The 23,799-nt window shown below is 69.7% G+C and carries 28 protein-coding genes, 1 tRNA gene and 1 pseudogene; 21 read left to right on the forward strand and 9 right to left on the reverse strand.

Annotated elements, in window-relative coordinates:
- Position 1 precedes the first annotated feature (1 nt).
- The 3 genes and pseudogenes from ABT154_RS00775 to ABT154_RS00785 all read left to right on the forward strand — a co-directional run.
- A tRNA-Gly gene (locus ABT154_RS00775) sits at positions 2-72 on the forward strand.
- A gap of 252 nt (positions 73-324) precedes the next feature.
- Entirely contained in the window at positions 325-672 is a 348-nt protein-coding gene (locus tag ABT154_RS00780) for a transcriptional regulator (protein WP_351851114.1), read from the forward strand.
- A pseudogene (locus ABT154_RS00785) lies at positions 669-1,016 on the forward strand (nucleotidyl transferase AbiEii/AbiGii toxin family protein); the annotation flags it as partial. The gene ABT154_RS00780 and the pseudogene ABT154_RS00785, both read left to right, overlap by 4 nt.
- 187 nt (positions 1,017-1,203) lie before the next feature.
- Here the strand turns inward: ABT154_RS00785 and ABT154_RS00790 are convergent.
- Positions 1,204-1,425: a hypothetical protein gene (locus ABT154_RS00790; protein ID WP_351851116.1), complete on the reverse strand. Its 222-nt coding sequence runs from the start codon at positions 1,423-1,425 to the stop codon at positions 1,204-1,206.
- Positions 1,426-1,599: 174 nt separating this feature from the next.
- The gene (locus tag ABT154_RS00795) at positions 1,600-2,124 is read right to left on the reverse strand and encodes an N-6 DNA methylase (RefSeq protein WP_351851118.1); all 525 of its coding nucleotides are present in this window, start codon (positions 2,122-2,124) and stop codon (positions 1,600-1,602) included.
- A gap of 572 nt (positions 2,125-2,696) precedes the next feature.
- Between ABT154_RS00795 and ABT154_RS00800 the strand changes: the two genes are divergently transcribed.
- The 3 genes from ABT154_RS00800 (at position 2,697) to ABT154_RS00810 (ending at position 6,038) form a co-directional block, all read left to right on the forward strand.
- Complete coding sequence (locus ABT154_RS00800; RefSeq protein ID WP_351851121.1) at positions 2,697-2,981, forward strand: hypothetical protein; 285 nt, start codon at positions 2,697-2,699, stop codon at positions 2,979-2,981.
- Positions 2,982-3,069: 88 nt separating this feature from the next.
- Entirely contained in the window at positions 3,070-3,759 is a 690-nt protein-coding gene (locus ABT154_RS00805; RefSeq protein ID WP_351851124.1) for an ABC transporter ATP-binding protein, read from the forward strand.
- Positions 3,760-4,001: 242 nt separating this feature from the next.
- Positions 4,002-6,038 carry an FtsX-like permease family protein gene (locus ABT154_RS00810; RefSeq protein WP_351851126.1) on the forward strand — a complete coding sequence of 679 codons (2,037 nt, stop codon included), beginning with the start codon at positions 4,002-4,004 and terminating at the stop codon, positions 6,036-6,038.
- A 345-nt stretch (positions 6,039-6,383) separates the two neighbouring features.
- Here ABT154_RS00810 and ABT154_RS00815 read toward each other — a convergent pair whose 3' ends face one another.
- Positions 6,384-8,561: an MMPL family transporter gene (locus ABT154_RS00815; protein WP_351851129.1), complete on the reverse strand. Its 2,178-nt coding sequence runs from the start codon at positions 8,559-8,561 to the stop codon at positions 6,384-6,386.
- Positions 8,562-9,037: 476 nt separating this feature from the next.
- Between ABT154_RS00815 and ABT154_RS00820 the strand changes: the two genes are divergently transcribed.
- Complete coding sequence (locus ABT154_RS00820; protein WP_351851131.1) at positions 9,038-10,165, forward strand: sensor histidine kinase; 1,128 nt, start codon at positions 9,038-9,040, stop codon at positions 10,163-10,165.
- Positions 10,162-10,824, forward strand: a complete 663-nt coding sequence (locus tag ABT154_RS00825) for a response regulator (protein WP_351851134.1) — start codon at positions 10,162-10,164, stop codon at positions 10,822-10,824. Before ABT154_RS00820 ends, ABT154_RS00825 begins: the two co-directional genes overlap by 4 nt.
- A 294-nt stretch (positions 10,825-11,118) precedes the next feature.
- Here ABT154_RS00825 and ABT154_RS00830 read toward each other — a convergent pair whose 3' ends face one another.
- Together ABT154_RS00830 and ABT154_RS00835 are read right to left on the reverse strand one after the other, a co-directional pair.
- Positions 11,119-11,538: an SRPBCC family protein gene (locus ABT154_RS00830; protein ID WP_351851137.1), complete on the reverse strand. Its 420-nt coding sequence runs from the start codon at positions 11,536-11,538 to the stop codon at positions 11,119-11,121.
- A 38-nt stretch (positions 11,539-11,576) separates the two neighbouring features.
- Positions 11,577-11,939 (reverse strand): VOC family protein, encoded by a 363-nt coding sequence (locus ABT154_RS00835; RefSeq protein WP_351851140.1) that lies wholly within the window; start codon positions 11,937-11,939, stop codon positions 11,577-11,579.
- A 127-nt stretch (positions 11,940-12,066) separates the two neighbouring features.
- On the opposite strand from ABT154_RS00835, the gene ABT154_RS00840 reads away from it, so the two are divergent.
- From ABT154_RS00840 to ABT154_RS00870, 7 genes are all read left to right on the forward strand, one after another.
- A complete protein-coding gene (locus ABT154_RS00840; protein WP_351851143.1) occupies positions 12,067-12,885 on the forward strand; it encodes a helix-turn-helix domain-containing protein in 819 nt (272 codons plus the stop codon).
- Between the two features lie 751 nt (positions 12,886-13,636).
- A complete protein-coding gene (locus ABT154_RS00845) occupies positions 13,637-13,840 on the forward strand; it encodes a cold-shock protein (protein ID WP_030323642.1) in 204 nt (67 codons plus the stop codon).
- Between the two features lie 250 nt (positions 13,841-14,090).
- On the forward strand, positions 14,091-15,602 hold the full coding sequence (locus ABT154_RS00850; RefSeq protein ID WP_351851146.1) for a DEAD/DEAH box helicase: 1,512 nt from the start codon (positions 14,091-14,093) through the stop codon (positions 15,600-15,602).
- Between the two features lie 47 nt (positions 15,603-15,649).
- Entirely contained in the window at positions 15,650-16,084 is a 435-nt protein-coding gene (locus ABT154_RS00855; protein WP_502969412.1) for a CBS domain-containing protein, read from the forward strand.
- Between the two features lie 49 nt (positions 16,085-16,133).
- Complete coding sequence (locus ABT154_RS00860; protein ID WP_351851148.1) at positions 16,134-16,445, forward strand: SCO5918 family protein; 312 nt, start codon at positions 16,134-16,136, stop codon at positions 16,443-16,445.
- Positions 16,446-16,536: 91 nt separating this feature from the next.
- Positions 16,537-16,671, forward strand: coding sequence for a hypothetical protein (locus ABT154_RS00865; protein WP_351851151.1), 135 nt, complete (start codon positions 16,537-16,539; stop codon positions 16,669-16,671).
- A 558-nt stretch (positions 16,672-17,229) separates the two neighbouring features.
- Entirely contained in the window at positions 17,230-17,580 is a 351-nt protein-coding gene (locus ABT154_RS00870) for a MerR family transcriptional regulator (RefSeq protein WP_317873062.1), read from the forward strand.
- 233 nt (positions 17,581-17,813) lie between these two features.
- On the opposite strand, the gene ABT154_RS00875 is transcribed toward ABT154_RS00870, so the two are convergent.
- Both ABT154_RS00875 and ABT154_RS00880 read right to left on the reverse strand, forming a co-directional pair.
- A complete protein-coding gene (locus ABT154_RS00875; RefSeq protein ID WP_351851152.1) occupies positions 17,814-18,299 on the reverse strand; it encodes a hypothetical protein in 486 nt (161 codons plus the stop codon).
- Between the two features lie 10 nt (positions 18,300-18,309).
- On the reverse strand, positions 18,310-18,819 hold the full coding sequence (locus ABT154_RS00880) for a GNAT family N-acetyltransferase (protein ID WP_351851155.1): 510 nt from the start codon (positions 18,817-18,819) through the stop codon (positions 18,310-18,312).
- Between the two features lie 261 nt (positions 18,820-19,080).
- Here ABT154_RS00880 and ABT154_RS00885 point away from each other — a divergent pair, with 261 nt between their 5' ends.
- Complete coding sequence (locus ABT154_RS00885; RefSeq protein WP_351851157.1) at positions 19,081-19,656, forward strand: YdeI/OmpD-associated family protein; 576 nt, start codon at positions 19,081-19,083, stop codon at positions 19,654-19,656.
- A 99-nt stretch (positions 19,657-19,755) separates the two neighbouring features.
- Here the strand turns inward: ABT154_RS00885 and ABT154_RS00890 are convergent, their stop codons facing one another.
- Positions 19,756-20,523, reverse strand: a complete 768-nt coding sequence (locus ABT154_RS00890; protein ID WP_351851159.1) for a GNAT family N-acetyltransferase — start codon at positions 20,521-20,523, stop codon at positions 19,756-19,758.
- Between the two features lie 202 nt (positions 20,524-20,725).
- Between ABT154_RS00890 and ABT154_RS00895 the strand changes: the two genes are divergently transcribed.
- The 5 genes from ABT154_RS00895 (at position 20,726) to ABT154_RS00915 (ending at position 23,328) form a co-directional block, all read left to right on the forward strand.
- Positions 20,726-21,136 (forward strand): VOC family protein, encoded by a 411-nt coding sequence (locus tag ABT154_RS00895; RefSeq protein WP_317876337.1) that lies wholly within the window; start codon positions 20,726-20,728, stop codon positions 21,134-21,136.
- 194 nt (positions 21,137-21,330) lie between these two features.
- Positions 21,331-21,771, forward strand: coding sequence for a helix-turn-helix transcriptional regulator (locus tag ABT154_RS00900; RefSeq protein WP_317876336.1), 441 nt, complete (start codon positions 21,331-21,333; stop codon positions 21,769-21,771).
- Positions 21,772-21,781: 10 nt separating this feature from the next.
- Positions 21,782-22,420 (forward strand): glyoxalase, encoded by a 639-nt coding sequence (locus ABT154_RS00905; protein ID WP_351851163.1) that lies wholly within the window; start codon positions 21,782-21,784, stop codon positions 22,418-22,420.
- 267 nt (positions 22,421-22,687) lie between these two features.
- Positions 22,688-22,891, forward strand: a complete 204-nt coding sequence (locus ABT154_RS00910; protein ID WP_056565564.1) for a cold-shock protein — start codon at positions 22,688-22,690, stop codon at positions 22,889-22,891.
- A gap of 152 nt (positions 22,892-23,043) precedes the next feature.
- The gene (locus ABT154_RS00915) at positions 23,044-23,328 is read left to right on the forward strand and encodes an SCO5918 family protein (protein WP_351851165.1); all 285 of its coding nucleotides are present in this window, start codon (positions 23,044-23,046) and stop codon (positions 23,326-23,328) included.
- Between the two features lie 104 nt (positions 23,329-23,432).
- Here the strand turns inward: ABT154_RS00915 and ABT154_RS00920 are convergent, their stop codons facing one another.
- A complete protein-coding gene (locus ABT154_RS00920) occupies positions 23,433-23,792 on the reverse strand; it encodes a hypothetical protein (RefSeq protein WP_317876332.1) in 360 nt (119 codons plus the stop codon).
- Positions 23,793-23,799 lie beyond the last annotated feature (7 nt).

Below are 23,799 nucleotides of genomic sequence, written 5' to 3' on the forward strand. Positions count from 1 at the left end.
TGCGGATGTAGTTTAATGGTAGAACATGAGCTTCCCAAGCTTATAGCGCGGGTTCGATTCCCGTCATCCGCTCTTGCGAGAAGGCCCAGGTCAGCGACCTGGGCCTTCTTCGTTGGCAGGCCGGTCTCGTCGCTCGCACACCCTTCAGCCCCGCGAGATGGGGCACGCGGAGGGCATGAACATTGCATTGTTTCGCCGGAGGCGTCGCCTGACCTGCCCTTACGGCGGAGCTACTACCACTGCGACCAGGTAGAAGCTCTGAGCCGGGTGTTACCTGTACCGGAAACACGGGGCCGCCTCGCTCTCCTGCGGAATAATCAAGACATGGCAGCCACACCCAGCGTTCCCGAGCTCCGCCGAGCCAGATTTGCCAGGCGGCTCCCAGCCAAGCTCTCGGAGCTCGGTGGCCCCGCCCGCGGCCACGTCGACCTTCCGCTGCACCTCGCGTGGTCCGGCCTGTCCCGGTTCGACCTCGACCAGCCCCGATTGCGGATGGGCTGCTACCGGATCGTGCTGGCCGAAGGGCAGCACGATGACCTGGTCCATTACCTGAACCGGGAACTGCTCATCGCCATGTGGCCCGTCCTGCGCACACTGATCAGCCGGGACATCCGCGATGTCTGGGAGGACGCCTTCAACGAACTGACGCCCGATGCCCAGGCTGCTGCGTGAATCTCACGGAACTGCACCGGCGGCTCCTCGCGGATGTCCTCGCCGTGGGCGATGTCTACCCGCTCGTGCTCACGGGTGGCTACGCCGTCCAGGCACACGGACTGGTCGATCGGCTCAGCAAGGACCTCGATGTCGCCACCGAGAACCCGGAGCCGATGGAGCAGATCGCCGCCGCCGTGCGCGTCGGGCTGGAACAACGCGGCTGGCAGGTACAAGCGTTGGAAACCGACCCGCTCTCCGCGCGGCTGATCGTCACCGACACCTCCACCGGCGAGGAGTGCGAGGTCGACGTCCTCAAGGAAGCCCTCTGGCGTCCACCCGTGAAGACTCAGCACGGCTTGGTACACAGGTCAGAGACCTGGGGCTTCGTCGTTTTCCAGAAGGTCGACAAGGACGCAGGAGGGGTTCCACGCGGCACGAGCGATGGCCGAGAAGGACCGCTTCCCGATGCTGGTGCCTGCTGCTCAGCTTGGACACCCGCTCCGATCCGAGGGTCGCGGCCGAAGCCTCCGCACAGACTGTCGGTCCGGGTCAGCTCAGTCGCTTGAGTCGGCGCACAGCCGCGGGCAGCGCGAGGCAGAGGGCGAAAGAGGTCGCGAAGCCGCCTCCCCCGGCCAGCACGACATCAGTGGTGTTGGCACCTGATCGAAGTACGAGCAGGCTCACGACGAGGCCGACCACCACCGAGCAGGCAACGCACAGTGCAAGCCACAGCCGCCACGTGCGTCCGGAAGAGGCTGTCTGTTCGGGCATGGGCTCGATCCTTTCGAGGGTCACGGATGAGGGGAGGGCGGTCGGGGGGATCGGCCGCCGGTGCGCCGCCACAGAGGCTCGACCGAGCCGTGCAACAGGTGCTCGGCGAGTTCAGCGCGCAGTCGACCAAGTGCGGAGGTGTACGAGGCATACGCCTCACCGCGTCGGCCGAGCTCACCGAGGAGTTCCACGCACCGGAGCTGCTCGGTCGGCAGCACGCAGCCCGTACTCCCCGACGTCCGAGCACTCCTCTCCATCGAGCCATGGGCGCACCACAGTCGTGATCGCCTCGCGATCCGTGACCCGCAGCACTCGCCGACGCCGCTCCTTCTCCCCCAGCTCCTGAGCGTCGACGAACAGGATGCCTTCGCACACCGGTTGCTCGACCCCTCGTAGCAACCACAGGGAAACCGGCACGGGGGTTGCGGAGAACAGGTGAGGCGGCAGCGTGATGACGCACTCCACAGCTCCGCTGCGGATCAGCGCACGGCGGATCTCGCGTTCGGAGGTATTCACCGAGTTACCTGCCTTCACCGGCATGACCACCGCCGCTCGACCGCCAGGAACCAACGCTTCGAGCACGTACTGCACCCAGGCGAAGTTGTCGTTTCCCCGTGGCGGTGATCCGTACAGCCGGTTCCCCGTTCGGCGACCGGGACCAGGCGCGTCGCTCATGTGGAATGGAGGGTTCGTCAACACGGACCTCCCGAAGGGATCCTCGCCTTCCGGGTGGCGCCCACCTACCCGACGAGGAACCGAAGGATCCCCGGCGGGGTGAGGCGTGAGCGCGATGCATATGCCCGCCTGTCACGCCCTGCATCGGGTGGGGTTTCGCGCCACGACAACCGAACCGGTAAGCCGTTTCCGGTCAACTCACGGCTTACACGCGGTGCACCATTTACTCCATTCGCACCTTTGCTTTTGCCTCCACGGGGGGCCGGGGTTCGACTCAACGTGATGCCGTGGGACCTGGCCAAGTCCACTCTCCGACGCGCCCCACGCATCCGTACAGAACGCAAAGCGGAATAAGCACCTACGGGTGCGCGAGTCGCTTGTCTGGCAGAGCCGACCGTGCGATCTTCCTTCGGGCTTCCCGCCCCGCACTTGGGTCATCACTCTGTGTGGGACGGGTCGCCCGAACAAGACGGTGGGCACAGCACTCGCCATGCCATGCCCACCTGACCTTTCGCAGTCCATCCCGAACAAGGAGAACCTTTATGCGAAGGCGTGCGGGTATCGTAGCGGGCCTGTTTGCCACCTCGGCGGTGCTGATGAGCGCCCCGATGGCCGAGGCCAAGGTGTGCACGTACAACACGTGCTCCTCGGCCATCAACTCCTGGCAGGCCGTGCAGATATGTGACGGCGACGCCGACGGCAACGCTGTCGAGAGCAACTACTACCGCGACAGCGGTGGTCACGGCGCCGTGCAGGAGTACAGCGGCAACGGCAACTGCGAGGCCAGTGGCTCCAGCAGCGACCACGTGTACCGCCACCAGGCTCACCAGATCCGGGACTTCGCGCCCGACTCGTGGTCGAGCTGGGAGTACCGCTACTAGAAGTTGAGGTGGAGGGTGCGGAGTCGCCTGCCGACTCCGCACCCTCCACCGCTTCTTCGTTTCCCGATATCGAGCCGGAGCCGCCCCCATGCAGAAGACCAACATCGCCGGCGTGGACGTCCGTGACCTGAGTTACGACGTCGCCGGACGGGCCATCCTCAGAGGGGTTGACCTGTCAGTCGGCCAGGGTGAGAGCGTCGCCGTCACCGGGCCCAGCGGTTGCGGAAAGAGCACGCTGCTCAGTTGCCTGTCCGGTCTGCTCGAACCCACCGGCGGCAGCATCGCCCTCGACGGCCAGGCGCTCACCGGTGTGTCAGCAGGCCGACGAGCCGCGGTCCGGCTTCGCTCCATCGGCATGGTCTACCAGTTCGGGGAACTCCTTCCCGAACTCAGCCCCCTGGAGAACGTGGCGCTGCCGGCTCTCATGGCCGGCGCCTCAGCAGGCGAGACCTACGCCAGGGCACAGGAACTGCTGGACGAATTGGGCGTAGGCCATGTGGCCGCCGGGGAGACCGGGGTCATCTCCGGCGGTGAGCGCCAGCGCACCGCTGTGGCCCGAGCCTTGATCGGAAACCCTCGGCTGGTCCTCGCCGATGAACCCACAGGAGCGCTGGACGGCGAAGCGGCACTCGCCGTGGCCGACCTCCTGTTCGCTCTGCCGAAGCAGCGCAGCTGTTCACTGGTGGTCGTCACCCACAACCCCGAGATCGCCGCGCGCGCCGACCGCGTGCTGGTCATGCGGGACGGAAAGCTCCACCAGGACGGTGTGGCCGGCTGATGACGAATTCCACGCCTCGTGCGACCAAACCGCCCGGATCTGTCGAGACCGCGCGAGCCACGCCGATGGTCGGGAGATGGGGTGGTCGTACCGGCCTCGCCCTGGCCGTGGGTCGCCGCGGTGGCCGTGGCACAGGCGGCGGTGTACACCGCGCCTCGCTGATGTGTGCCGCGTTCCTCGCCGTGATCACTCTGTGGGCACTCGCAGCCGCCCACTCCGTGTACGCCGAGCGCGATGCCCGAATGACAGCGCGCAACCCGGTCCCCGTGTCCGAGGGGGCCGCCGACACCGCGATCGCACGTTGGTGGGAACGCCCCGACTCCGTCAACGAGCGCGCCGTGTCAGTCATCTACGTCCGCCCGCTGCAGGCACAGGCGGCCCCACCGCCCGGGCTGAATGCCTGGCCGAAGCCCGGACGGGCATATCTGTCGCCCGCGCTCCTCGACGAGGCTCGGGAGATGGGCACCAGGTACGGGAAGCTCGCGGGGACGGTCGCCCCCGGCGGTCTCGCCGACGCCTCCGAACTCATCGCCTACGTGAACCCCGCCCGGGCCGATTTCTTCGACGAGGTCTTCGAGCCCACCTCCAGCATCCGAGGATTCGGCAACCCGGACCGGCGCATGTTCTTCGTGGCCTCCCATCAGTTCGACAGGGGGCTCGCCGAGCTGGATCTGCTTGTGCTGATCATGGCGGCACTGCCCTGCGCCGCACTGATCATGGTCGCCGTTCGCAGCCGAGCGGAGACGCGCGACCGGCGCCTGGCCCTCCTGGACGCCCTCGGAGCGCCCACGACCACACGGGCACTGGTCGTCATAGGTGAAGCCTGGGCGCCGATCGGCATGGGAGTGGCCGTGGCAGGACTGCTCCTGGGCACGGTTGCCTGGACCTCTTCTCCCACCCTGCCCTTCACGGGCTACCAGGTGTGGTCCGCCGATCTGCAGACCGCCCTGCCCCAGCTGCTCTTCGTCGTCCTCGCCGTATTCGCGGCCCTGGTGCTCTTCACGGTGCTGGCCAGCATCCGTCGTCCCGTACGCAAGGGGTCACGCCCCGCCGCGGCCCTCCGGGGCAAGGCCCGCTGGCCCCTCTGGATCTTCCTTCTGGGCTTCCTGGTCACGGCCTGGGGTTCGCAGGAGCGCGGCGCAGGCGGACGTATCGCCTTCGTCGCCGGCGCCGTCCTCACCTTGGCTGCCCTGCCGCATTCCGCAGGTCAGCTGGCCCGACTCATCGGCGGACGCGTGGCAGGGCGCGGCCAGAAGGCGGGCGATCCCGTTCGAATCGTCGCGGGACGATGGCTCCAGGCCCGCCCCGCGACATTGGCGCGGCTCAGCGCGGCCCTGGTCGTCGGCCTGGGCATCGTCACCCTCGGACAGGTCCTCACCACGCAGTTCGCCGGCCCGGTGGAAGCCGCACGAGAGCGGTACCAGGCAGCCGGAGCGGAGCTCGTACAAGTACGGTCCCGGAACATCCCCGCGACCGCTCCGGCGTTCGTCGAAGCGGTCGGACCGAACCGAGTTCTCAGGTACTCACCGGAGTCCCGGCCCAGCCAGGGCGAACCGGGAATCCGGCTGACCGGCACCTGCGAAGCTCTCGCGCACCTCGGCGAGCTGCGCGAATGCCCTGCCACGCCCCAGAAGCCCGCGCAGGTGTTCTCCAGCCTCAGCGCGGCCGGCGTGCAAGTCTTCCGCGCACAGGACCTGACCAGCGCCCCGGTCACCACCGTCTGCCACTGCGCCGCGCCGGAGAACGGGGACAAGGTCATGTACGGATTCCTCGTCATCAACCGGGACGGAGACACCGGACTCAACAGCATCGAGGAGGCCGCGTACGCGCACCTCATCGGCCCCATGACCGCGCTGCCGGGACAGGGTTGGGTCCTCGGCTCCGCCGCACAGGCAGCACAGATCCGCTGGATGCTCGACATCGCTCTGCTCGGACTGGTGGCACTCGCCGCCGCGGGGGCGCTCGGTGCGGCAGGCATCTTCCTCGAGCAGGCCAAGGCTCTGGGGCCGCTCTCGGCATACCGCACCGACCAGGCGTTCTACCGCCGCATCGCCCTGTGGAACCTGGCTCTGCCCCTCAGCGCCGTAGGAGCGATCGGTGTCCTTGTCGCGGCCGCGCTGGGTGGACTGCTGATCAATCTGGGCAAGGGCGGCTGGATGTCCACCACACTATTGGCGGTCGGACTCGGAGCCGTGGCACTGGCCGGGCTGTCCGTGGCATGGGTGTGTGGACGGGTGGCCGGCAAGCAAGCCGTCGTCTGGAGACCTCAAGGCGACTGACGGGTGAGGCATCGAGTACGCACCCCATCCCTGCCCCTTGCCTTCAGCGACGATCGTCAGGGCGCGTGCCACAACGTGCCAGTAGAGACGGTGAACAGCGGTCAACAGCAGGCACAGCAAGGTGGTCGAGTGCTCTGCGTCTGATGACCTTTTCGCAGGTCAGAGGCTGTCAGGTCGCTCAAGTACCGGGTGATTCCCAAGCTTATAGCGCGGGTTCGATTCCCGTCATCCGCTCTCTTGAACGAAGCCCCAGGTCAGAGACCTGGGGCTTCGTCGTCGCCTGCTCACCGGGGCCTCACCCAAGAGGCCCTCCGGGGGCTCCCCGCACTGCGACTTGAGGAGGAGTCAGACCCTGGTCGCCTCCCCCGCCCCGGCCGGTGCGGTCGAGGTCGTCTTCGGTGCCCGGCGTCCGGGCATCCACCAGTTGGCCTTGCCGCACAGTTCCATCACCGCGGGGACGAAGATCATCCGGACGATGGTGGCGTCGATGAGCACGGCGACGGCCATGCCCAGACCGCCCTGCTTCACGGAGACATCGGGGCCGAGCAGCGAGGTGGTGAAGACGGCGATCATGATGGCGGCTGCGGCTGTGATCACCTTCGCGGTCCGCGCCAGCCCGCGGGCGACGGCCGCGCGGGTGTCGCCGGTCCGCTCGTACTCCTCACGAACCCGCGAGATCAGGAAGACCTGGTAGTCCATCGACAGGCCGAACAGGATCGGGAACATCATCATCGGTGTCCACGTCGTGACCGGCATGGCGGCGGGGAACCCGAGGGCCGGGCCGAGCCATCCCCACTGCACGACCGCCACCAGCACACCGTAGGCGGCGCCGATCGACAGCAGGTTCATCACGGCGGCCTGCAGAGCGATCGTGACCGACCGGACCAACGCGATCAGCAGCACCATGGACATCGCGACGACGACCACGATCATCAGGGGCAGGCGCGAGCCGACCTCGTCGGCGACATCGATGGTGCCGGCGTTCGGTCCGCCCACGAGGACCTGTTCGCCGCCCGATGTCCCGGGCAGCACGTCGTCGCGGAGCTTGTGCACCAGGTCCGCGGTCGCCTCGTCCTGGTACCCGGTCACGGGGAAGGCGAGGAAGGTGACGGCCCTCCCGTCCGCGCTGGCCCGGGGCGGCGTGACATAGGCGATGCCCTCGGTCTTGCGGACCGTTTCGACGAGGGGAGCGAGATCAGCGCCCTCGGAGTCGATCTCGGCGGCGAAGACCAGAGGTGCGCCGTAGCCCGGCCCGAAGCCCTCGGAGAGGATCTCGTGCGAGATGTAGCTGCTCCGGTCGCGGGGCTGGACGCTGGCGTCGGGCTGACTCAGCCGCATCGACAGCGTGGGGACGGCCAGCACCAGCAGGGTCCCGCCGGCGAGGAGCCCGGCGACCAGCGGCCTGCGCTGCACCGCACCGGCCCAACGCTCCGCGAGCGTCCGGCGCTCCTGGGACGGTGCACCGACGGACTGGTTCCGGCGGGACGCGCGGCGAGGCAGGCGCAGCGAGTCGATCCTGTTTCCGGTGAAGCCCAGGAGCGCGGGCAGCAGCGTCAGGGCGCCGATCATCGTGACGAGCACCGTGATCGACGTGGCGACGGCCAACCCGGTCATCAGCCGCTGTCCCATGACGAGCAGGCCCATCAGCGCGATCACGACGGTCGTACCGGCGAAGAGCACCGCGTGCCCCGCGGTGGTGATGGCCTTGACCGTGGCGCTCTCGGGGTCGTCACCTTCCTCGAGGCCGTCCTTGTAACGGGTCACGATGAACAGCGCGTAGTCGATGCCGACGCCGAGCCCGATCATCGCGCCGAAAGTGAGAGCGAAGTTCGGCGCGGGAACCAGGTGCCCCACCAGCTTCATCAGGGCGAGACCGCCCACAATGGCCAGGAGGGCGGTCGCGATCGGCAGGCCCATCGCCACCAGTGATCCGAACGCGACGAACAGGATCACGGCCGCTGCCAGGAGGCCCACGCTCTCGGCCGGACCCTGCGGGGGCGTCTCGGCCTTTTCCGCCATGTACCCGCCCAGCGCGAGCGTGACACCGTCGCCGGAGGCGTTCCTGGCCGTGTCCACCAAGGGCTTGACCTCGCTCTTCTCCACCTCCTTGTCGCTGAGCGGGATGGTCATACGGGCGATCCGTCGATCCGCCGTCACCAGGCTCTTGTCCTGATACGGCGAGGTCACCGGTCCGGTCACGGGCGAGTCGGCGAGCTCGGCGATGACCTTCTCGATCTTCTGCTTTGCGGCAGGATCGTCGATCCCCTCTTCGGCCTTGACCGCGAGAGTCAGCCTGTCCCCTTGCTCCTCGGGGAAGTGCTTCTCCATCAGCTGCTGCGCCCTGGCCGACTGCGAGTCTCCTCCGGAGAAGTCGTTGTCGGGGGCGGCGCCGTAGCCGAATCCGGCGAACGCCACGGCGATCACACCGATGATCCAGATCAGGAGGACCAGGCGGCGGCGCCGGAAACAGAAGCGGCCCAGGCCCGCCAGAGTCCCGCCCGTGGGAGCGGTCCCGGTTGCCATCATCGTCTCCTCGTGTCCCTGTCCCGCTCTCACGCGGACACGCGCAAGCGGAGGGGGCGGTCGGCCGGTCGGCCGGTGCGGCGGGAACGGACGAGGGCCGGCCGGCCGATGACCACGCCGGCCGGGGCCACCGGTGCGGCCACGACGCCCACGAGTCGCCCGGTGGTCAGGGCACAGGCATCGGCAGCGAGCGGCTGAACCGAAGCGCGTGCGGCCGCAGGTGCGGCAAGCACGTGACGGACGGACATGAGGTGCTCCTTCTCCTCGTACGACTCCTGCTCCTGGATGTCCCCCCGATCTTGTCCGCCGGACCTGTCGCCGGTCGTCCCGCACACGGACGCACTTCGCGCTGCCGCCGGTGGCGTACGCGGCTACCGCGGACGCGGCAGGAGCCACGCGGATACCGCGGACGCCGTAGGCGGTCGGTCATCCACGAGCCGGACTCCTCCGCGGCAGCATCTGGCTAGGGTGCGCGCATGGGCATACGACGGTTCGGTGTACCGGCTGGTGTCGGGGACTGGGTGATCGCCGTGGGCGTGGCGGCGCTGATGCTGGGCGACGGGTGGTCCGGGGAGCGCCTCGGGACGGGTCCCGATCTGCTCGGCCACGCACTCCTTGCGGTCGGCGGCCTGGCGCTGGCCGCGCGCCGCAGGGCTCCGGTCGTCGTCCTGGCCGTCACCGGGCTGTGCGCGGTGGGCTACCAGGCGGCCGGGTTCGACGTGCTCACCGTCGCGTACCTGGTCGCGGTGTACGGCGCGGTGCGGGCCGGGTGCCGTGCCGTGGCGGTGACGGCGTCTCTGACCCTGCTGGTGGCGATCCAGTTCACGGCGCTGCTCGTCCGCGACGGGCCCGTGGGCGAGGTGCTGGTGCAGGCCCGCGGCACCCTGGAGATCGCCTGGCTCATCGCCGCCTTTGCCGCGGGGGAGGCGGTGCGGCAGGCGGAGCAACGGGCGGAGGAGGCCGAGCGCACCCGGGAGGAGACCGCGCGGCGCCGTGCCGACGAGGAACGGCTGCACATAGCCCGGGAACTGCACGACTCGCTCACCCACCAGATCTCCGTCATCAAGGTGCAGTCCGAGGTCGCCGTCCACGTGGCCCGCAGACGCGGCGAGAGCGTGCCGGAGGCGCTGCTGGCGATCCAGGAGGCCGGGCGGGAGGCGAGCCGGGAGCTGCGCGCGACTCTGGAGGCGCTGCGCGACGACGACACGGCCCCACCGCGCGGGCTCGCCGACGTACCGGAACTGGTGGAGCGGGCCGGCAGGACCGGTCTGGAGGCGACGCTGACGATCGAGGGGCACCGGCACGACGTGCCGGCCGCGGTGGGTAGGACCGCCTATCGGATCGTTCAGGAGTCGTTGACCAACATCGTCCGGCACGCCGCCGCCACCACGGCATCGGTCCGGATCGACTACCGGCCCAACACCCTCGCGCTCCGCATCGACGACGACGGCAAGGCCACGCCGGGCACCACCCCCGTGCCCGGCGTCGGGCTGCTCGGCATGCGCGAACGCGTCACCGCCCTCGGCGGCCTCCTGCGCGCCGAACCGCGCGGCGAGGGGGGCTTCACCGTCCGGGCCGAACTCCCCGTGGAGCGAACATCGTGATCCGGGTCCTGCTGGTCGACGACCAGCCGCTCATCCGCAGCGGATTCCGCGCACTCCTCGGCCTCGAGGCCGACATCGAGGTGGTGGCCGAAGCCGCCGACGGCGAGGAGGGCCTGGAGCTCGCCAGGGAACACCTGCCCGACATCGCGCTCATCGACATCCAGATGCCGGTCGTCGACGGCATCGAGGCGACCCGGCGCATCGCCGCGGACCCCACCCTGGCCGGGGTACACGTCGTCATTCTGACCAACTACGGCATGGACGAGTACGTCTTCGACGCGCTGCGCGCCGGCGCCGCGGGATTTCTCGTCAAGGACATCGTCCCGGACGACTTCCTGCACGCCGTCCGCGTGGCCGCGCGCGGCGACGCCCTGCTCGCACCCTCGATCACCCGCAAGCTGATCGACAGGTACGTGTCCCAGCCGCTCGACACCCATGCCGAGGCGGGGCTCGAAGAGCTGACCGGCCGCGAACGCGAAGCCGTCGCCCTCGTCGCACGCGGCCTGTCCAACGACGAGATCGCCGACCACATGGTGATCAGCCCGATGACCGTGAAAACCCACATCAACCGGGCGATGACCAAGCTCCACGCCCGCGACCGAGCCCAACTCGTGGTCCTCGCCTATGAATCCGGCCTGGTCGTCCCGCGCAACTCCTGACCCCCGGGTCGCGGCCGAGCGTGCCCCATCCGTGCCCTTCGGGGTCGGGGCGGTGAACGGCGGTCGGCACGAGTGTCTCCGCGACCGCCTCAACCGCCACATCAGAGGACGTCTTCGCGGCCGGACACCGAATGATCTGTCTGAGCGACGGTGATTCCCGAGCTTGTGGCGCGGGTTCGATTCCCGTGATCGGCTCTCTTGAACGAAGCCCCAGGTCAGAGACCTGGGGCTTCGTCGTTGTCCGGACCTGCCTATGCGTCTTGCACGACCGCTGCACCACCTGCCCCGAGGTTCCTACCTGCCCGCCGGGCCCGGGGCGGCCTTCAGCGTCTCCCGCATGATGCGCGCGCCTTGCTCGACCATCTCGCTGATGGGGGCGGCGAGTTCGTCCGGCGTCACGTCGGTCGTCCAGACGAACCGGCTGCGCCCTTCGGTGTCGGCGAAGACCCGCATCGAGGCGTGATGGTGCTTCGGCTCCATCGAACCGCCGACCACCGCGTAGGCCACCCGGCGGGCCGCTTCGTCGATGTCGACGATCAGCTCGTGCACGACCACACCGTTCGCGAAGGTCACGATCCTGGTGTCCGCCTCCATACGGGTGTCCGTGACGAAGCCCGGCACCAGACGCCGGTGCACCGCGCCGACGTCACGCAGGGCCTCCCAGACGCTCTCCGGGGAGTTGTCGACCAGGAATTCCTTGTGGATGTGAGCCATGTGCCCCTCTCCTGTCGGGTGACGTGTCAGGGGACGTGTCAGGCGTCGGCGATGAGGCAGAACGGATGCCCCTCGGGGTCGGTGAGGACGACCCACTGGTCCTTGCCGGGCTGGAACCCGGGCCTCGACGCTCCGAGGGCGAGGATCCGGCCGGCCGCCTCCTCCAGGTCGGTGACCGTGAGGTCGAGGTGGGCGTGCTTGGCATCGTCGGGCCAGCCCGGGGCCTGGTAACCCTCGATCCGTACGAAGGCCAGGCCGGGCTGGTCCCCGCCGGCCAGAGCGGCGTAGTCCTCGCCGCTGTCGGTGATCTCCCATCCGGTGACCTTGCTGTAGAACTCGGCGAGCCGGACCGGGTCACCACAATCGACGACCACGGTGCTGATCTTCGCGAGAACGGACATGACGGCAACTCCTAGAGCGCGATACGGGACGACGTGCGATGCCGCTCAGCCTGCTCGCCACGTCCCGTCCCGGTCTTGAACATCCTTGCGGCGGGCCGTTGTCAGACCCCCGGCGTAGCGTCGAAGGGTGCTCACCACCACCGCCCTCGCCACCCGGCCCGACTTCCGCATCACCGCGGTGAGCTGCCGGGACGACCACACCCGCTGGTCGCAGACGGAGGTGCGCGAGGACTACCGGGTGGTGATCGTGCGGCGCGGCCGGTTCCGCAGGCGGGTGGCGGGCGCCCCCGTCGAGGTCGACCCGACGACGGCCTATCTCGGCGTGCCGGGTGAGGAGGAGCATTTCGCACACCCGGCAGCCGGGGGCGACGAGTGCACCTCGATCAGCCTGACGCCCACGCTGTGGCGGGCCGTGGCCGGCGAGGACGCCCGCCCGGCCCGGCAGAGTGTGTACGTGGACGCCCGCCTCGATCTGACCCACCGCCGCGTCCTCGCGTCCGCCCGCACCGGAGACGTGGACCACGCGGTGACCGAGGAACTCCTCGGACTGCTCTCCGCCACCGTCGGACAGGCCGTCGACGGAGCCGTCCCGACGGGGGTGCGCCCCGGCCGGGACGAGGCGCCGCTCGTCGCCGCGGCACGGCGGGCGATCGGCGAGGCCCACCCCGCCTCCGAGGGACTGCTGCCCCTCGCGGAGCTCCTCGGCGTCTCGCCCTACCGTCTGAGCCGCGCCTTCACCCACGAGCTGGGAGTCTCCCTGACCCGCTACCGCAACCGGGTCCGTGTCGGCCGCGCCCTCGACCGTCTGGACGCGGGCGAGGAAAGCCTCGCCACCCTCGCCGCCGACCTGGGCTTCTCCGACCAGGCCCACCTCACCCGCACGATGCGCCACTACCTCGGCCACACACCCACGGCACTGCGGCGGCTCCTCGCCCCGAGTCCGTAGTCGACCGATCGCACAGGCCGATCGCATGCGAGCTGACTGGGCCGCTTTCGGTCCGGGCCACCTGGCCCGCTGTGAGCAGCTCCATGTTCCGTACCGGCGTCCGTACCGGCGTCCGTACCGGCGTCCGGCGGCGAGGGACCGTTCACGGAACCGAGGCCGTCTCCTTCAAAGGGAGGCACCCGCACCACGGTGCGACGTACGGACGCGGCACGGTCCCCCTCGCGGCGCGTCGAGCATCTCTCCGCGCCACGTACGGGAGGGAATCAATTTTCCCAGGTCAGGCACCAGGTAGCCGAGACAGGTGGCGGTGGTTCCCGATCCTGTGGCGCGGTTCGATCCCCGTCATCCGCTCTTCGGCGAAGCCTCGGGTCAGAGAACTGGAGCTTCGGTCGCAGGTCGGCGGGCCGTCGTCCGGCGGGCCGCCCGTTCCGGGTGCGCTTCCGAAATACCGCATTCGAAGTACGCGAATACCTGTGTTCGCGCACTGAGATTTTGACGGCCGTCGCAGACAGAGTTTTTACCGGCGACACACAGGGAGAAATATCCGCGACGCACCGGCCACAGTGACGTGCTACTGTCGAAACCAGTTGCAGTTTTGGTACCCAAAGACTTCAAGCGCCTCCCGTCGGCCGCGTGCCGCAGGAAGCGCTTTGTATTTCCGGTCATTTTCATTTTCCGGGCAGGGCATCATCGCGGCGACACGGCGTCCGTAAAGTGCGGATTCCGTCGTACTGCCCAGAGGAGAATTGACATGGCTACTGGCACCGTGAAGTGGTTCAACGCGGAAAAGGGTTTCGGCTTCATCGAGCAGGACGGTGGCGGCCCTGACGTGTTCGCCCACTTCTCGAACATCGCCGCGCAGGGCTTCCGCGAGCTCCAGGAGGGCCAGAAGGTCTCCTTCGACATCGCGCAGGGCCAGAAGGGCCCGACGGCCGAGAACATCGTCTCCGCCTGACGCTCGCGCTTCATACACAGCTGGGGCCCGCATCCCTCGGGGTGCGGGCCCCAGCTGTTTCGTTTCGCGGGGTCCCCACCCGCACCCGCATCACCCGCATTTCTTTCGCCGGCCTGCTTGCGCGTCGACAATTCCTTGTCCCGGCCAAGCCGCCTGCTCTCTCATTCGACTCGGCCGTTCCTGTGATTCCCCAAGCTGTTCATCCGCTGCTGGAATTCTTCGATACGCGCCGTATCCAGGAAGGTTCTGAATGAACCCCACACGCACGAACGGCCGTTCCTCCCGCACCCGCCGCAACGGCGGCCACACGTACGACTCCTCCGCCGGAACGGGCCGGGCCGGTCGCCCCGCTTCGTCCGCCGCGAGCCGATCGGGAGGTCCGAGCCGGTCGGGCGGATACGGCAGGCGTCCCGCCGCCGTGCAGGGGGAGTTCGCCCCGCCGAAGACGATCACTCCGGCGCTGCCCGCCGTCGAGGCCTTCGCCGACCTGGCTCTGGACCGGCGCCTGCTGGCCGCGCTCACCGCGCAGGGCGTGTCCGTCCCGTTCCCCATCCAGGGCGCGACGCTGCCGAACTCCCTGGCCGGCCGTGACGTCCTCGGCCGCGGCCGGACCGGCTCCGGCAAGACCCTCGCCTTCGGTCTGGCCCTGCTGGCCCGCACCGCAGGACAGCTCGCCGAGCCCCGGAAGCCGCTGGCGCTGGTGCTGGTCCCCACCCGGGAACTCGCCCAGCAGGTCACCGACGCCCTCACCCCCTACGCCCGCGCCGTGAAACTGCGCCTGGCCACCGTCGTCGGCGGGATGCCGATCGGCCGGCAGGCGAGCGCGCTGCGCGGTGGCGCCGAAGTCGTCGTGGCCACCCCCGGCCGCCTCAAGGACCTCATCGACCGCGGCGACTGCCGGCTGGACCAGGTGACGATCACCGTCCTGGACGAGGCCGACCAGATGGCCGACATGGGCTTCATGCCGCAGGTCACCGCGCTTCTGGACCAGGTCCGCCCCGAGGGCCAGCGCATGCTGTTCTCCGCGACCCTGGACCGCAACGTCGACCTCCTGGTCCGCCGCTACCTCGCCGACCCCGTCGTCCACTCCGTCGACCCCTCCCAGGGCGCGGTCACCACGATGGAGCACCACGTCCTGCACGTGCACGGCGCCGACAAGCAGCGGCTGACGACGGAGATCGCGGCACGCGACGGTCGAGTGATCATGTTCCTGGACACCAAGCACGCCGTGGACCGCCTCACCGAGGACCTCCTCCACTCCGGTGTGCGGGCCGCCGCCCTGCACGGCGGGAAGACGCAGCCGCAGCGCACCCGCACCCTCGCGCGCTTCAAGACGGGGCACGTCACCGTCCTGGTGGCGACGAACGTCGCCGCGCGCGGCATCCACGTCGACAACCTCGACCTCGTCGTCAACGTGGACCCGCCGACGGACCACAAGGACTACCTCCACCGCGGCGGCCGTACCGCGCGGGCCGGCGAGTCCGGCACCGTCGTCACCCTGGTCACCGCCAACCAGCGGCGCGGGATGACCCGGCTCCTGCAGGACGCCGGCATCGTGCCGAAGACCACCCAGGTCCGCTCCGGCGAGGAGACGCTCCGCAGGATCACCGGCGCCCAGGCCCCGTCGGGCGTGCCCGTGACGATCACCGCGCCGCCGGCCGAGCTGCGTAAGCGCGGGGCGACCTCCCGCGGTCGGCGCAGTTCCGCTTCGGCCGTCCGGCGCGCGGGCGTGCGACGGCCCGCCGCCGACACGGCGGCCTGAGCCGCCACGTGATCCGGAAGCCGCCCCATCTCCCCAGGAGGCACGTCGTGACATCGGCCCAGACGCAGCCCGGCTCGGTCCAGACGCAGTCCCCCTCGGCCCGGACCTCTCCCGCGCTCAGGACCGTGAGGGACCGGGACTCCCTGGACCCGGCGGAACTCCGGGTCGGCGACGACATGACCGTCGAGGTGGCGCTGGCCGTGATGGCAGGCGCCCGGACCGGCCACCTGCTCGTCTGCGACGACGACGGGCTCGCCACCGGCCTCGTCACCCTGGCCCGGCTCACCGCCGTCCGCGAAAGCTCCGCCTACACGGACCGGCTTCGGCTGCGCGACCTCTGCGGCGACGGCGAGCCGCTCACCTCGTCCACCGTCCTCACGGCCGGGCGGGCGATACGTCTCCGCCGGCTCGGCACCCCGTCCGTCATGGGCGGGCAGGACGGCCCCTCAGACGTACCCACGCCCGCTCTCGCCCTCGCGTGACCCGCCTCACCACGGCGGACCCATCCCCTTCCTCTTCCTGTGAGGCATCGTGCGCTGTGTCATCGCCCGCTTCCCGTTCGAGCTCACCAAGAGCGGAGTCCTGGACTCCATGAAGGGCGTCAAGCCCGAGGAGGCCACCGGTGAGTCCGTGATCATCGGCCGCCGCACCTACCCCGCCAAGCAGGTCGGCCAGGTCCTCACGGGCCAGGACCGCCGCGATTTCAGCGTCGGCGAAGTCGTCCGGGCCATGACCAAGCTCGGCTTCACCTGCCGCTCCCTTCCCCGGGCCGTCGAGCCCGCGCACGGGCTCGACCCCTTCCAGCACGCCTCGGCGCAGCTCGGCACTTCGGCTGCGGCCTGACCGCGATCCGCGAGCGAACGTGGGCTGACTCAGATCAGCCGAGAGGGCCCGACCGGCACACGCCGGTCGGGCCCTCTCGCGTATCGAGCGAGTGACCCGCGCCATGGGCGGCGGCGTGGTGGTCAAGCCGGCGACGAACGCTCCACCACTCTCCGCATCGCTCGTCGAGGTCGATTACCTGCCCACCGGACACGCGAAAATCTATCTCGGCCAGAGTAGACATTGAGTGGTGGCCTGGTTATGGTTTCTCTCGTAGCCCAGAGAGACAAGAGGGCCTGGCAGAGACGAACTGCCGGCAAGCAGTACCAGCGGTACGAGGAAGTCGCAGGACGGTGCGGCGGTGGAGTCTCGAAGCCAGGGCTTTCGCAGGACGGCGACGGGACTGACGGCCGGACCGGGTGGCCCGCAGTGATCAGGGGCCGCCACGAGCGGGACCGTGGGCATGGCAGATACGGACCCGCGATGGCAGTGCGCAGTACCCGGCAGTGACGAGGAGTGGCGCTGACACAGGCCACTGAGCAGACCGAGGGAAGAACGGAGGAACGCAGCGCCATCAGGATCGCCCGGCCGGAGGTCTCGAGTCCGGGTACCGCAGGACATCGATAGTGAGGTGGTCTCCGGTCAAGCAACCACGATCCCCGCGAACCCGACAGTCACTGGGTCGAGTCGGCGGACACAGTAGGCCGGCGCAGTATCAAGGCCGGCAGGTGGTGTAGTAGTTCCTTCGGGGCCCTGGTGCCGTACGGCACCAGGGCCCCTCTACGCGTTTCACAGAGAGGTGCAAATGACAGCAGACGACTCGTACGGGCGTCTCGACGACGACGACTACCCCGCCTACACCATGGGCAGGGCTGCCGAAATGCTCGGCACCACCCAGGGTTTCCTGCGCGCCATCGGCGAAGCCCGCCTCATCACCCCGCTCCGCTCCGAGGGCGGCCACCGCCGCTACTCCCGCTACCAGCTGCGCATCGCGGCACGCGCCCGGGAACTCGTCGATCAGGGCACCCCCATCGAGGCCGCCTGCCGCATCATCATCCTCGAAGACCAACTCGAAGAGGCCCAGCGCATCAACGCCGAGTACCGCCGCGCCGCGGAATCGGACGCGGACTCGGACACGCCTCCGGCCTCGGACTGAGGTGGGCTCGCCCGTCGTCGATTCCGGAGGGGCTTGACGGAGAACCACTCGAGCGCGAGGGCGCGCGCGAGGCCCTCTTCGGCATCAGCGCCGCGCGGCCCGGACCGTCCCTTCGGGCGCCGAGTGATGCGCCGGCTCGCAGCAGTGACGCGCGGGCTTGCGGCGCGGGTTCGATTCCCGTCATCCGCTCTTGGACGAAGGCCCTGGTCGGAGACCAGGGCCTTCGTCGTACGTCATGCCGCCGGGTCCGACGGCGAGGACAGGCTCGCACGGGCCGCGGTCATGAACGCGGCCTTGTGCTCCTCCAGGTGCTCGTTGACCTCGGTGTCGCCGATCTCGCGCCATACCGCTTGGTTGAGCGAGCGGCCGTACGCATGGACAGGGGCGTGCAGGTTCGGATCGCAGAGCAGTACGAGGTGCCGTTCAGCGACCCAGAGTGCGGTCATGGCGGCGCCGGCGGTTCCCCTCCAGCCGTCGTCACCGCCCCATGCGTCGGGGCGGCTGTAGGCCGCTCTTTCGGCTTCCTGGGCGCACACGAGGAAGTCCTTGATCGCCTGGAGCTGTTCCGCCCGGCGCGCCTCGTCGCCGGCCGCCCTCCGTCGCCGTTCCTCCGAGCGTTCGGCGGACCGCTGGGTGGCCCGCTGGGAGAACGCCGTCAGCCCACCGCCGAGCGCGACACCCGTGAGCGAAAGGACCGAAGTCCACACCTCCAGGGCCATGGCCCTCCCCCTAAGCCAAGTCCTTGCGCATCAGCGTGCACATCGTCTCGTACCGACGCAGCGAACCGTCCGGCGCCTCCACGTCCCAGGCATCGGGCTCCCGGCCGTACGCCACATACCCCAGACGCTCGTACAGGGCCCGAGCCCGTGGATTGCTCTCCTCCACCCCGAGCTCCGCACGGCGCAGGCCGCGTGACCTGACGCGGTCCTCCGCGGCCCGGACGAGGACGGTGCCCAGACCGCACGACTGCAGGGCGGGAAGCACCCCGAGCTGCGACAGCGTGCCCGCACCGACCGCGACCCGATAGTCGACACAGCCGATCGCCACCGGGAGCCCGGCGGGGGCACAGACAGCCAGGTAGTCCACCTCGCCGGCAGCGGCGCGCTCCAACTCCCGCGCCACCCGCACCAGATGGGCCGCCGAACCGGACCAGGCACAGTCCGGCAGATCGGCGACCGTCAGATCGCGCACGAGAACGGGGACGACGACCTCGGCCGCCCCGGCAGGTAGGAGACTCATGCCTCCATCCCAGCAGTCCGAAGAGAATCCGCACAGGGGATTCCGGCGCGGGGCGCCAGCCCTCGCAGTGAGGTCAGCGACTGCCCCGGGGTCGTGTCTCCATGGCCTGGCACGCCGAGAGCGGCTGCACCGCCTACAGCCGGCCGATGCGCAGTCAGGACTGCCCGAACGGGGCACCGACAGTGGCCGGCGGCGGCGAACGTGGCATCGCGGGCCACGCCGCTGCCCGCCGCGCCGCACCGACTGTGGTTCGCTGCCGGGATGGCTGAGGACTTGGAGATCGTCGCGTTCGCGTCCGCCGGGGAGTTCGAGAGGTGGCTCGGGGAGCACCACGCCCAGTCCCCCGGCATCTGGCTCAAGCTGCGGAAGAAGGCGCCCGGGATCGTCGCGCTCGACTACGCGCAGGCGTTGGACGTGGCGCTCTGCCACGGGTGGATCGACGGGCAGAAGGCGAAGTTCGACGACGAGTGGTGGCTCCAGCGGTTCAGTCCGCGCAGCTCGCGCAGCCGGTGGTCGAAGATCAACCGGGACAAGGTGGCCGTCCTGATCGCCCAGGGCCGGATGCGCCCGGCCGGCCAGGCCGAGATCGACCGCGCCAAGGCCGACGGCCGCTGGGAGGCCGCCTACGACAGCGCGAGGACCGCCACCGTGCCGGACGACCTCGCCGCCGCCCTGGCCGCCGTACCGGCCGCGGCAGCCGCGTTCGAGACCCTCGACCGCCCGAACCGCTACGCGATCCTCTACCGCGTCCAGGACGCCAAGAGGCCCGAGACCCGGGCCCGCCGCATCGAGAAGTTCGTGACGATGCTCGCGAACGGCGAGAAGCCGCACCCGTAGAGGAAGGGGAGGCGGCAGCCGGGCACTGCTTGTACGAGTGCCGCGATGCCGAAGCAGCCCCACCGGCGGTCCGAGACCGGCGGGACTACCTCGGCGGTGTCACTGAGAGGCCCACCAGGTCGCGGACGCCGCGGCGGTGTAGCCCAGCGACTCGTACAGCGGCCTGCCCAGCTTCGAGGCGGTGAGCGTGACCGGCAGGTCAGCCAGGTGGGCGAGGGAGCCGAGCATGACGGCCCGCCCCACGCCGCGCGACCGGAAGGCCGGCGAAGTGCCGACCCAGTAGTGGCTGCCGATGCCGTCGTCCACGACGGTGACACCCGCTCCCGCGGGCACGCCGTCGCACATGGCGACGAACACGTCCACGCCGGGCTGCTCGATCAGCGCCGCCGGGAACAGCTCGCCGGGGCGGTGGGGCTGGAACCCGGCCAGCTCGAAGCCCTCGATCGCGATCCGCTCGGCCGCCTGGAGGTCCTCGGTCCGCCGCACCCGGATCACATCCAGCCCCGGTTCGCCGACGGGACCGGGCGGGCGCAGCATGACGGGCATCTGCCAGCCGCGCATGCCCATCCGGCTCAGGTCGGTCGAGCTGAACGGATCCTCGGCGTTCACCGCGCCCGGGGCTCGGCGTACCAGCTCGCCCAACTCGGCCAGTTCCCGCGGGTCGAGGTCCGGCTCCTGGATCAGGATCCGCAGGCCGGCACGCGCGTCGCCGTCGACCGCGAGGAATCCACGACGCCGGACGACCTCGTGCCCCCGGCACCGGCCGGTAGCGGTCCACAAGGCGGCGGAGTTACGGGCCTGCCGCGTCGGCACCTCGGCCGGGGCCACGGACACGGGCTGTTCGGCCGACGTAGATCGTGTGGTCATGGCACCAACGGTACTGAGCAATTGCCCGGTCACGGGGGCCAATTCGATCCGGGATGACCGGGCCACCTGGCGGGCGCACCCTCCCGCCTTCCGCCCTTCCGCCCTTCCCCCTCCCCCTTCCCCCTTCCGGCGTCGGACCGTCCCGCGGAATTCGTCAGGAACAGAGAAGCACCGGAGGTATCGCCCAACTAGCGTGGTGGGCATGGACATCACCATTCACACCACCGTTCTCCCGCACGACGATCCCGACGCCTCCCTGCGGTTCTACCGGGACGCCCTCGGGTTCGAGGTGCGCAGTGACGTCGGGCAGGGGCGGACCCGGTGGATCACCGTCGGGCCCGCCGGGCAGCCCGGTACGTCGATCCTGCTCGCGCCGCCCGGGGCCGACCCCGGGATCACCGAGGCCGAGCGGCGGACCATCGCCGAGATGATGGCCAAGGGCACGTACGGCTGGATCCTGCTGGCCACCCCCGACCTCGACGCGGTCTTCGAGAAGGTGCAGGCCGGGGACGCCGAGGTCGTGCAGGAGCCGACCCGGCAGCCGTACGGGGTCCGCGACTGCGCCTTCCGCGACCCCGCCGGCAACCTCGTCCGCTTCCAGGAAGTCCGCTGAGCCGTACGACGCCACCGGCGTCGCGCCGAGCCGTCCGGCGCCCCCGGCGCCACGCCGAGCCGTACGACTCCCGGCGTCGCGCCGAGCCGTCCAGCTCCCGGCCCCCGCCGAGCCGTCCGCTCCCGGGAATCCGCCGGCCGTCCCCTTCCCGGAAGTCCGCCGAAAGGATTCCTCCCATGTGTCATCCTGCGTGGATGAGCGCACTGACCGAGGCGCAGCGCCTGAGTGATCTGGCGCGGTTGCGCCGTGTGCGTGACCGGATCGACCGGGAGTACGCCCAGCCCCTCGACGTCGAGGCCCTCGCCAGGGGCGTCAGCATGTCGGCGGGCCACCTCAGCCGCCAGTTCCGGCAGGCCTACGGCGAATCCCCGTACTCGTACCTCATGACGCGGCGCATCGAGCGCGCGATGGCCCTGCTCCAGCAGGACGAGCTGAGCGTCACCGACGTCTGTTTCACCGTCGGCTGCTCCTCGCTCGGCACCTTCAGCACCCGCTTCACCGAGCTCGTCGGCGTCCCGCCCAGCGTCTACCGGCGCCAGGTCGCGGACGGCGACGCGGGCATGCCGTCCTGCGTCGCCAAGCAGGTCACCCGACCGGTCAGGAATCGAGAAGCACCGGTGGCCGCCCGCGCCTAGCGTGAACGGCATGAACACCATCGCCTCCGTCACCGTCGAGGTGGCCGACCTCCCGGCCGCCGACCGCTTCTACACCGCCTCCGGTCTGGGCTCCTGGGTCCGGCTGCGGGCCTCGTCCGCACCGACCTCCGGTTTCCGCGGGATATCGCTCTCGCTGACCGTCTCCCAGCCGGCCGACGTCCGGTACCTGGTCGACGCCGCCCTCGACGCGGGCGCCACCGTCCTCAAGCCCGTCTCGAAGTCCTTCTGGGGGTACGGCGGCGTCTTCCAGGCCCCCGACGGGACCGTCTGGAAGGTCGCGACCTCCGCGAAGAAGGACACCGGCCCCGCGACCGGGCACGTCGAAGGGTTCGTCGTCCTCCTCGGCGCCGCGGACGTGGCCGAGACCCGGAAGTTCTACGTCGAGCACGGCCTGACCGTCGCGAAGAGCTTCGGCCGCAAGTACGTCGAGTTCGACGCCGGGGACAGCCCCGTGAAGCTCGCCCTGTACGGGCGCCGCGCCCTCGCCAAGGACGTCGGCCTCCCCGCCGACGGCGAGGGTTCGCACCGGATCGCCCTCGGCGCGGCCGACGGCACCGCCTTCACGGACCCGGACGGCTTCGCCTGGGAGACCGCCACGGCCCCGGCCTCCGCCGACGCCCGCAGCTGACGGAGGCCGGGACCCGGAGTGGATGGAGGGCGGATCGGGGCCGGTCCGTCCTCCCTCCGCTCCGGAAATTCGAAGCGACGTACGGTGGAATTTGTCATGTAAACGCATGGGATGACAGGGGGTGAAATCTTCACCCCGCAGACGTCGGCCCACCGTGCTACTGTCGATAACAGTTGCAGTTGTGGGTCCCGAACGTACGAGTGCCCTCTTCCGGTTTCTCCGGCGCTGGGCACCCTTTTTCATTTCCGGACTTTTTGGAGCAGTGACATGGCAACCGGCACCGTGAAGTGGTTCAACTCGGAAAAGGGTTTCGGCTTCATCGAGCAGGACGGTGGCGGCCCCGACGTGTTCGCCCACTACTCGAACATCGCCGCCCAGGGCTTCCGTGAGCTGCTGGAGGGCCAGAAGGTGACCTTCGACGTCGTGCAGGGCCAGCGGGGCCTGCAGGCCGAGAACATCGTCCCTTCCTGAAACCGAAGCGTCGTACGCGTCGCGAGAACTGGGGCCCGCACCTTCGGGGTGCGGGTCCCAGTCCTTTGCACCGTTCTTTTTCGCACCACTGATCGGCCGCGGGAATTTCCTGCCCGGATCACCTCTGGAACCACCTCTCCGCAGGAGTCACCATGCGCTGTGTCATCGCCCGCTTCCCCTTCGAGCTGACCAAGGCCGGAGTGATCGATTCGATGAAGGGCGTCAAGCCCGAGCCGGCCGTCGGCGATGTCGTCGTCATCGGCCGCCGTCAGTTCCCCGTGAAGCAGGTGGGTGAGGTCGTCACCCGCCAGGACCGCCGCGACTTCAGCGCCGGCGAGGTCACGCGGGCCATGACCAAGCTCGGCTTCACCTGCCTCACCGTGCCGGCCGCCGGCACCACCGACCCGGTGGCCGGAGAGCCCTCCGAGACGTTCTGACGGTACGGACCCGGCACCCGGGCCCCGGCGGTACCCCGTAGGGGCCTCCGCCGGGGCCCGTACGCCCTCAGGGGCCTGCCCGGTCCATACGGGTCCCAGTGCCCTCAGTGGTCGAAGTAGCTGAAGTCGCCCACCGTCCAGGCGCTCACGTCCGCCAGGGCCACCCGGTACATCCCGCCGGTCTCCGGGATGCCCACCGTGCCCTGGAGGATCCGGGCGAGGTGGAAGTGCAGGTGGGTCGGGGGACTTTCCCTGGGTTCGGAGGGGCTGAACACCCCGGAGAACTCACCGAGGCGGGCGGAGTCCGTCAGGACCTCCGACACGCGCTGTCTCCACAGGGCTTCCGGGGCGAGCCGGCCGGTGAGAACCACGCCTCCCGCGACCACTGTCAGGGACATCTGATTGCTCTGCCCGGACTCCACCGTTGCGGCGATCTCGACGAGCAGCTCGTCAGGCTTCGACATGGAAGCC

Origin of the sequence: Streptomyces sp. NPDC001728, assembly GCF_040297565.1 — a bacterium.
Classification (GTDB): domain Bacteria; phylum Actinomycetota; class Actinomycetes; order Streptomycetales; family Streptomycetaceae; genus Streptomyces.

Excerpts from the sequence above, each read along its gene's own strand:
- ABT154_RS00885 (WP_351851157.1), top strand. The coding sequence starts at position 19,081 with ATGGCTGAGGACTTGGAGATCGTCGCGTTCGCGTCCGCCGGGGAGTTC.
- ABT154_RS00870 (WP_317873062.1), top strand. The coding sequence starts at position 17,230 with ATGACAGCAGACGACTCGTACGGGCGTCTCGACGACGACGACTACCCC.
- ABT154_RS00905 (WP_351851163.1), top strand. The coding sequence starts at position 21,782 with ATGAACACCATCGCCTCCGTCACCGTCGAGGTGGCCGACCTCCCGGCC.
- ABT154_RS00910 (WP_056565564.1), top strand. The coding sequence starts at position 22,688 with ATGGCAACCGGCACCGTGAAGTGGTTCAACTCGGAAAAGGGTTTCGGC.
- ABT154_RS00900 (WP_317876336.1), top strand. The coding sequence starts at position 21,331 with ATGAGCGCACTGACCGAGGCGCAGCGCCTGAGTGATCTGGCGCGGTTG.
- ABT154_RS00820 (WP_351851131.1), top strand. The coding sequence starts at position 9,038 with ATGGGCATACGACGGTTCGGTGTACCGGCTGGTGTCGGGGACTGGGTG.
- ABT154_RS00875 (WP_351851152.1), bottom strand. The coding sequence starts at position 18,299 with ATGGCCCTGGAGGTGTGGACTTCGGTCCTTTCGCTCACGGGTGTCGCG.
- ABT154_RS00890 (WP_351851159.1), bottom strand. The coding sequence starts at position 20,523 with ATGACCACACGATCTACGTCGGCCGAACAGCCCGTGTCCGTGGCCCCG.
- ABT154_RS00915 (WP_351851165.1), top strand. The coding sequence starts at position 23,044 with ATGCGCTGTGTCATCGCCCGCTTCCCCTTCGAGCTGACCAAGGCCGGA.
- ABT154_RS00920 (WP_317876332.1), bottom strand. The coding sequence starts at position 23,792 with ATGTCGAAGCCTGACGAGCTGCTCGTCGAGATCGCCGCAACGGTGGAG.
- ABT154_RS00780 (WP_351851114.1), top strand. The coding sequence starts at position 325 with ATGGCAGCCACACCCAGCGTTCCCGAGCTCCGCCGAGCCAGATTTGCC.
- ABT154_RS00810 (WP_351851126.1), top strand. The coding sequence starts at position 4,002 with ATGACAGCGCGCAACCCGGTCCCCGTGTCCGAGGGGGCCGCCGACACC.
- ABT154_RS00850 (WP_351851146.1), top strand. The coding sequence starts at position 14,091 with ATGAACCCCACACGCACGAACGGCCGTTCCTCCCGCACCCGCCGCAAC.
- ABT154_RS00800 (WP_351851121.1), top strand. The coding sequence starts at position 2,697 with ATGAGCGCCCCGATGGCCGAGGCCAAGGTGTGCACGTACAACACGTGC.
- ABT154_RS00805 (WP_351851124.1), top strand. The coding sequence starts at position 3,070 with ATGCAGAAGACCAACATCGCCGGCGTGGACGTCCGTGACCTGAGTTAC.
- ABT154_RS00830 (WP_351851137.1), bottom strand. The coding sequence starts at position 11,538 with ATGGCTCACATCCACAAGGAATTCCTGGTCGACAACTCCCCGGAGAGC.
- ABT154_RS00845 (WP_030323642.1), top strand. The coding sequence starts at position 13,637 with ATGGCTACTGGCACCGTGAAGTGGTTCAACGCGGAAAAGGGTTTCGGC.
- ABT154_RS00880 (WP_351851155.1), bottom strand. The coding sequence starts at position 18,819 with ATGAGTCTCCTACCTGCCGGGGCGGCCGAGGTCGTCGTCCCCGTTCTC.
- ABT154_RS00835 (WP_351851140.1), bottom strand. The coding sequence starts at position 11,939 with ATGTCCGTTCTCGCGAAGATCAGCACCGTGGTCGTCGATTGTGGTGAC.
- ABT154_RS00790 (WP_351851116.1), bottom strand. The coding sequence starts at position 1,425 with ATGCCCGAACAGACAGCCTCTTCCGGACGCACGTGGCGGCTGTGGCTT.
- ABT154_RS00895 (WP_317876337.1), top strand. The coding sequence starts at position 20,726 with ATGGACATCACCATTCACACCACCGTTCTCCCGCACGACGATCCCGAC.
- ABT154_RS00815 (WP_351851129.1), bottom strand. The coding sequence starts at position 8,561 with ATGGCAACCGGGACCGCTCCCACGGGCGGGACTCTGGCGGGCCTGGGC.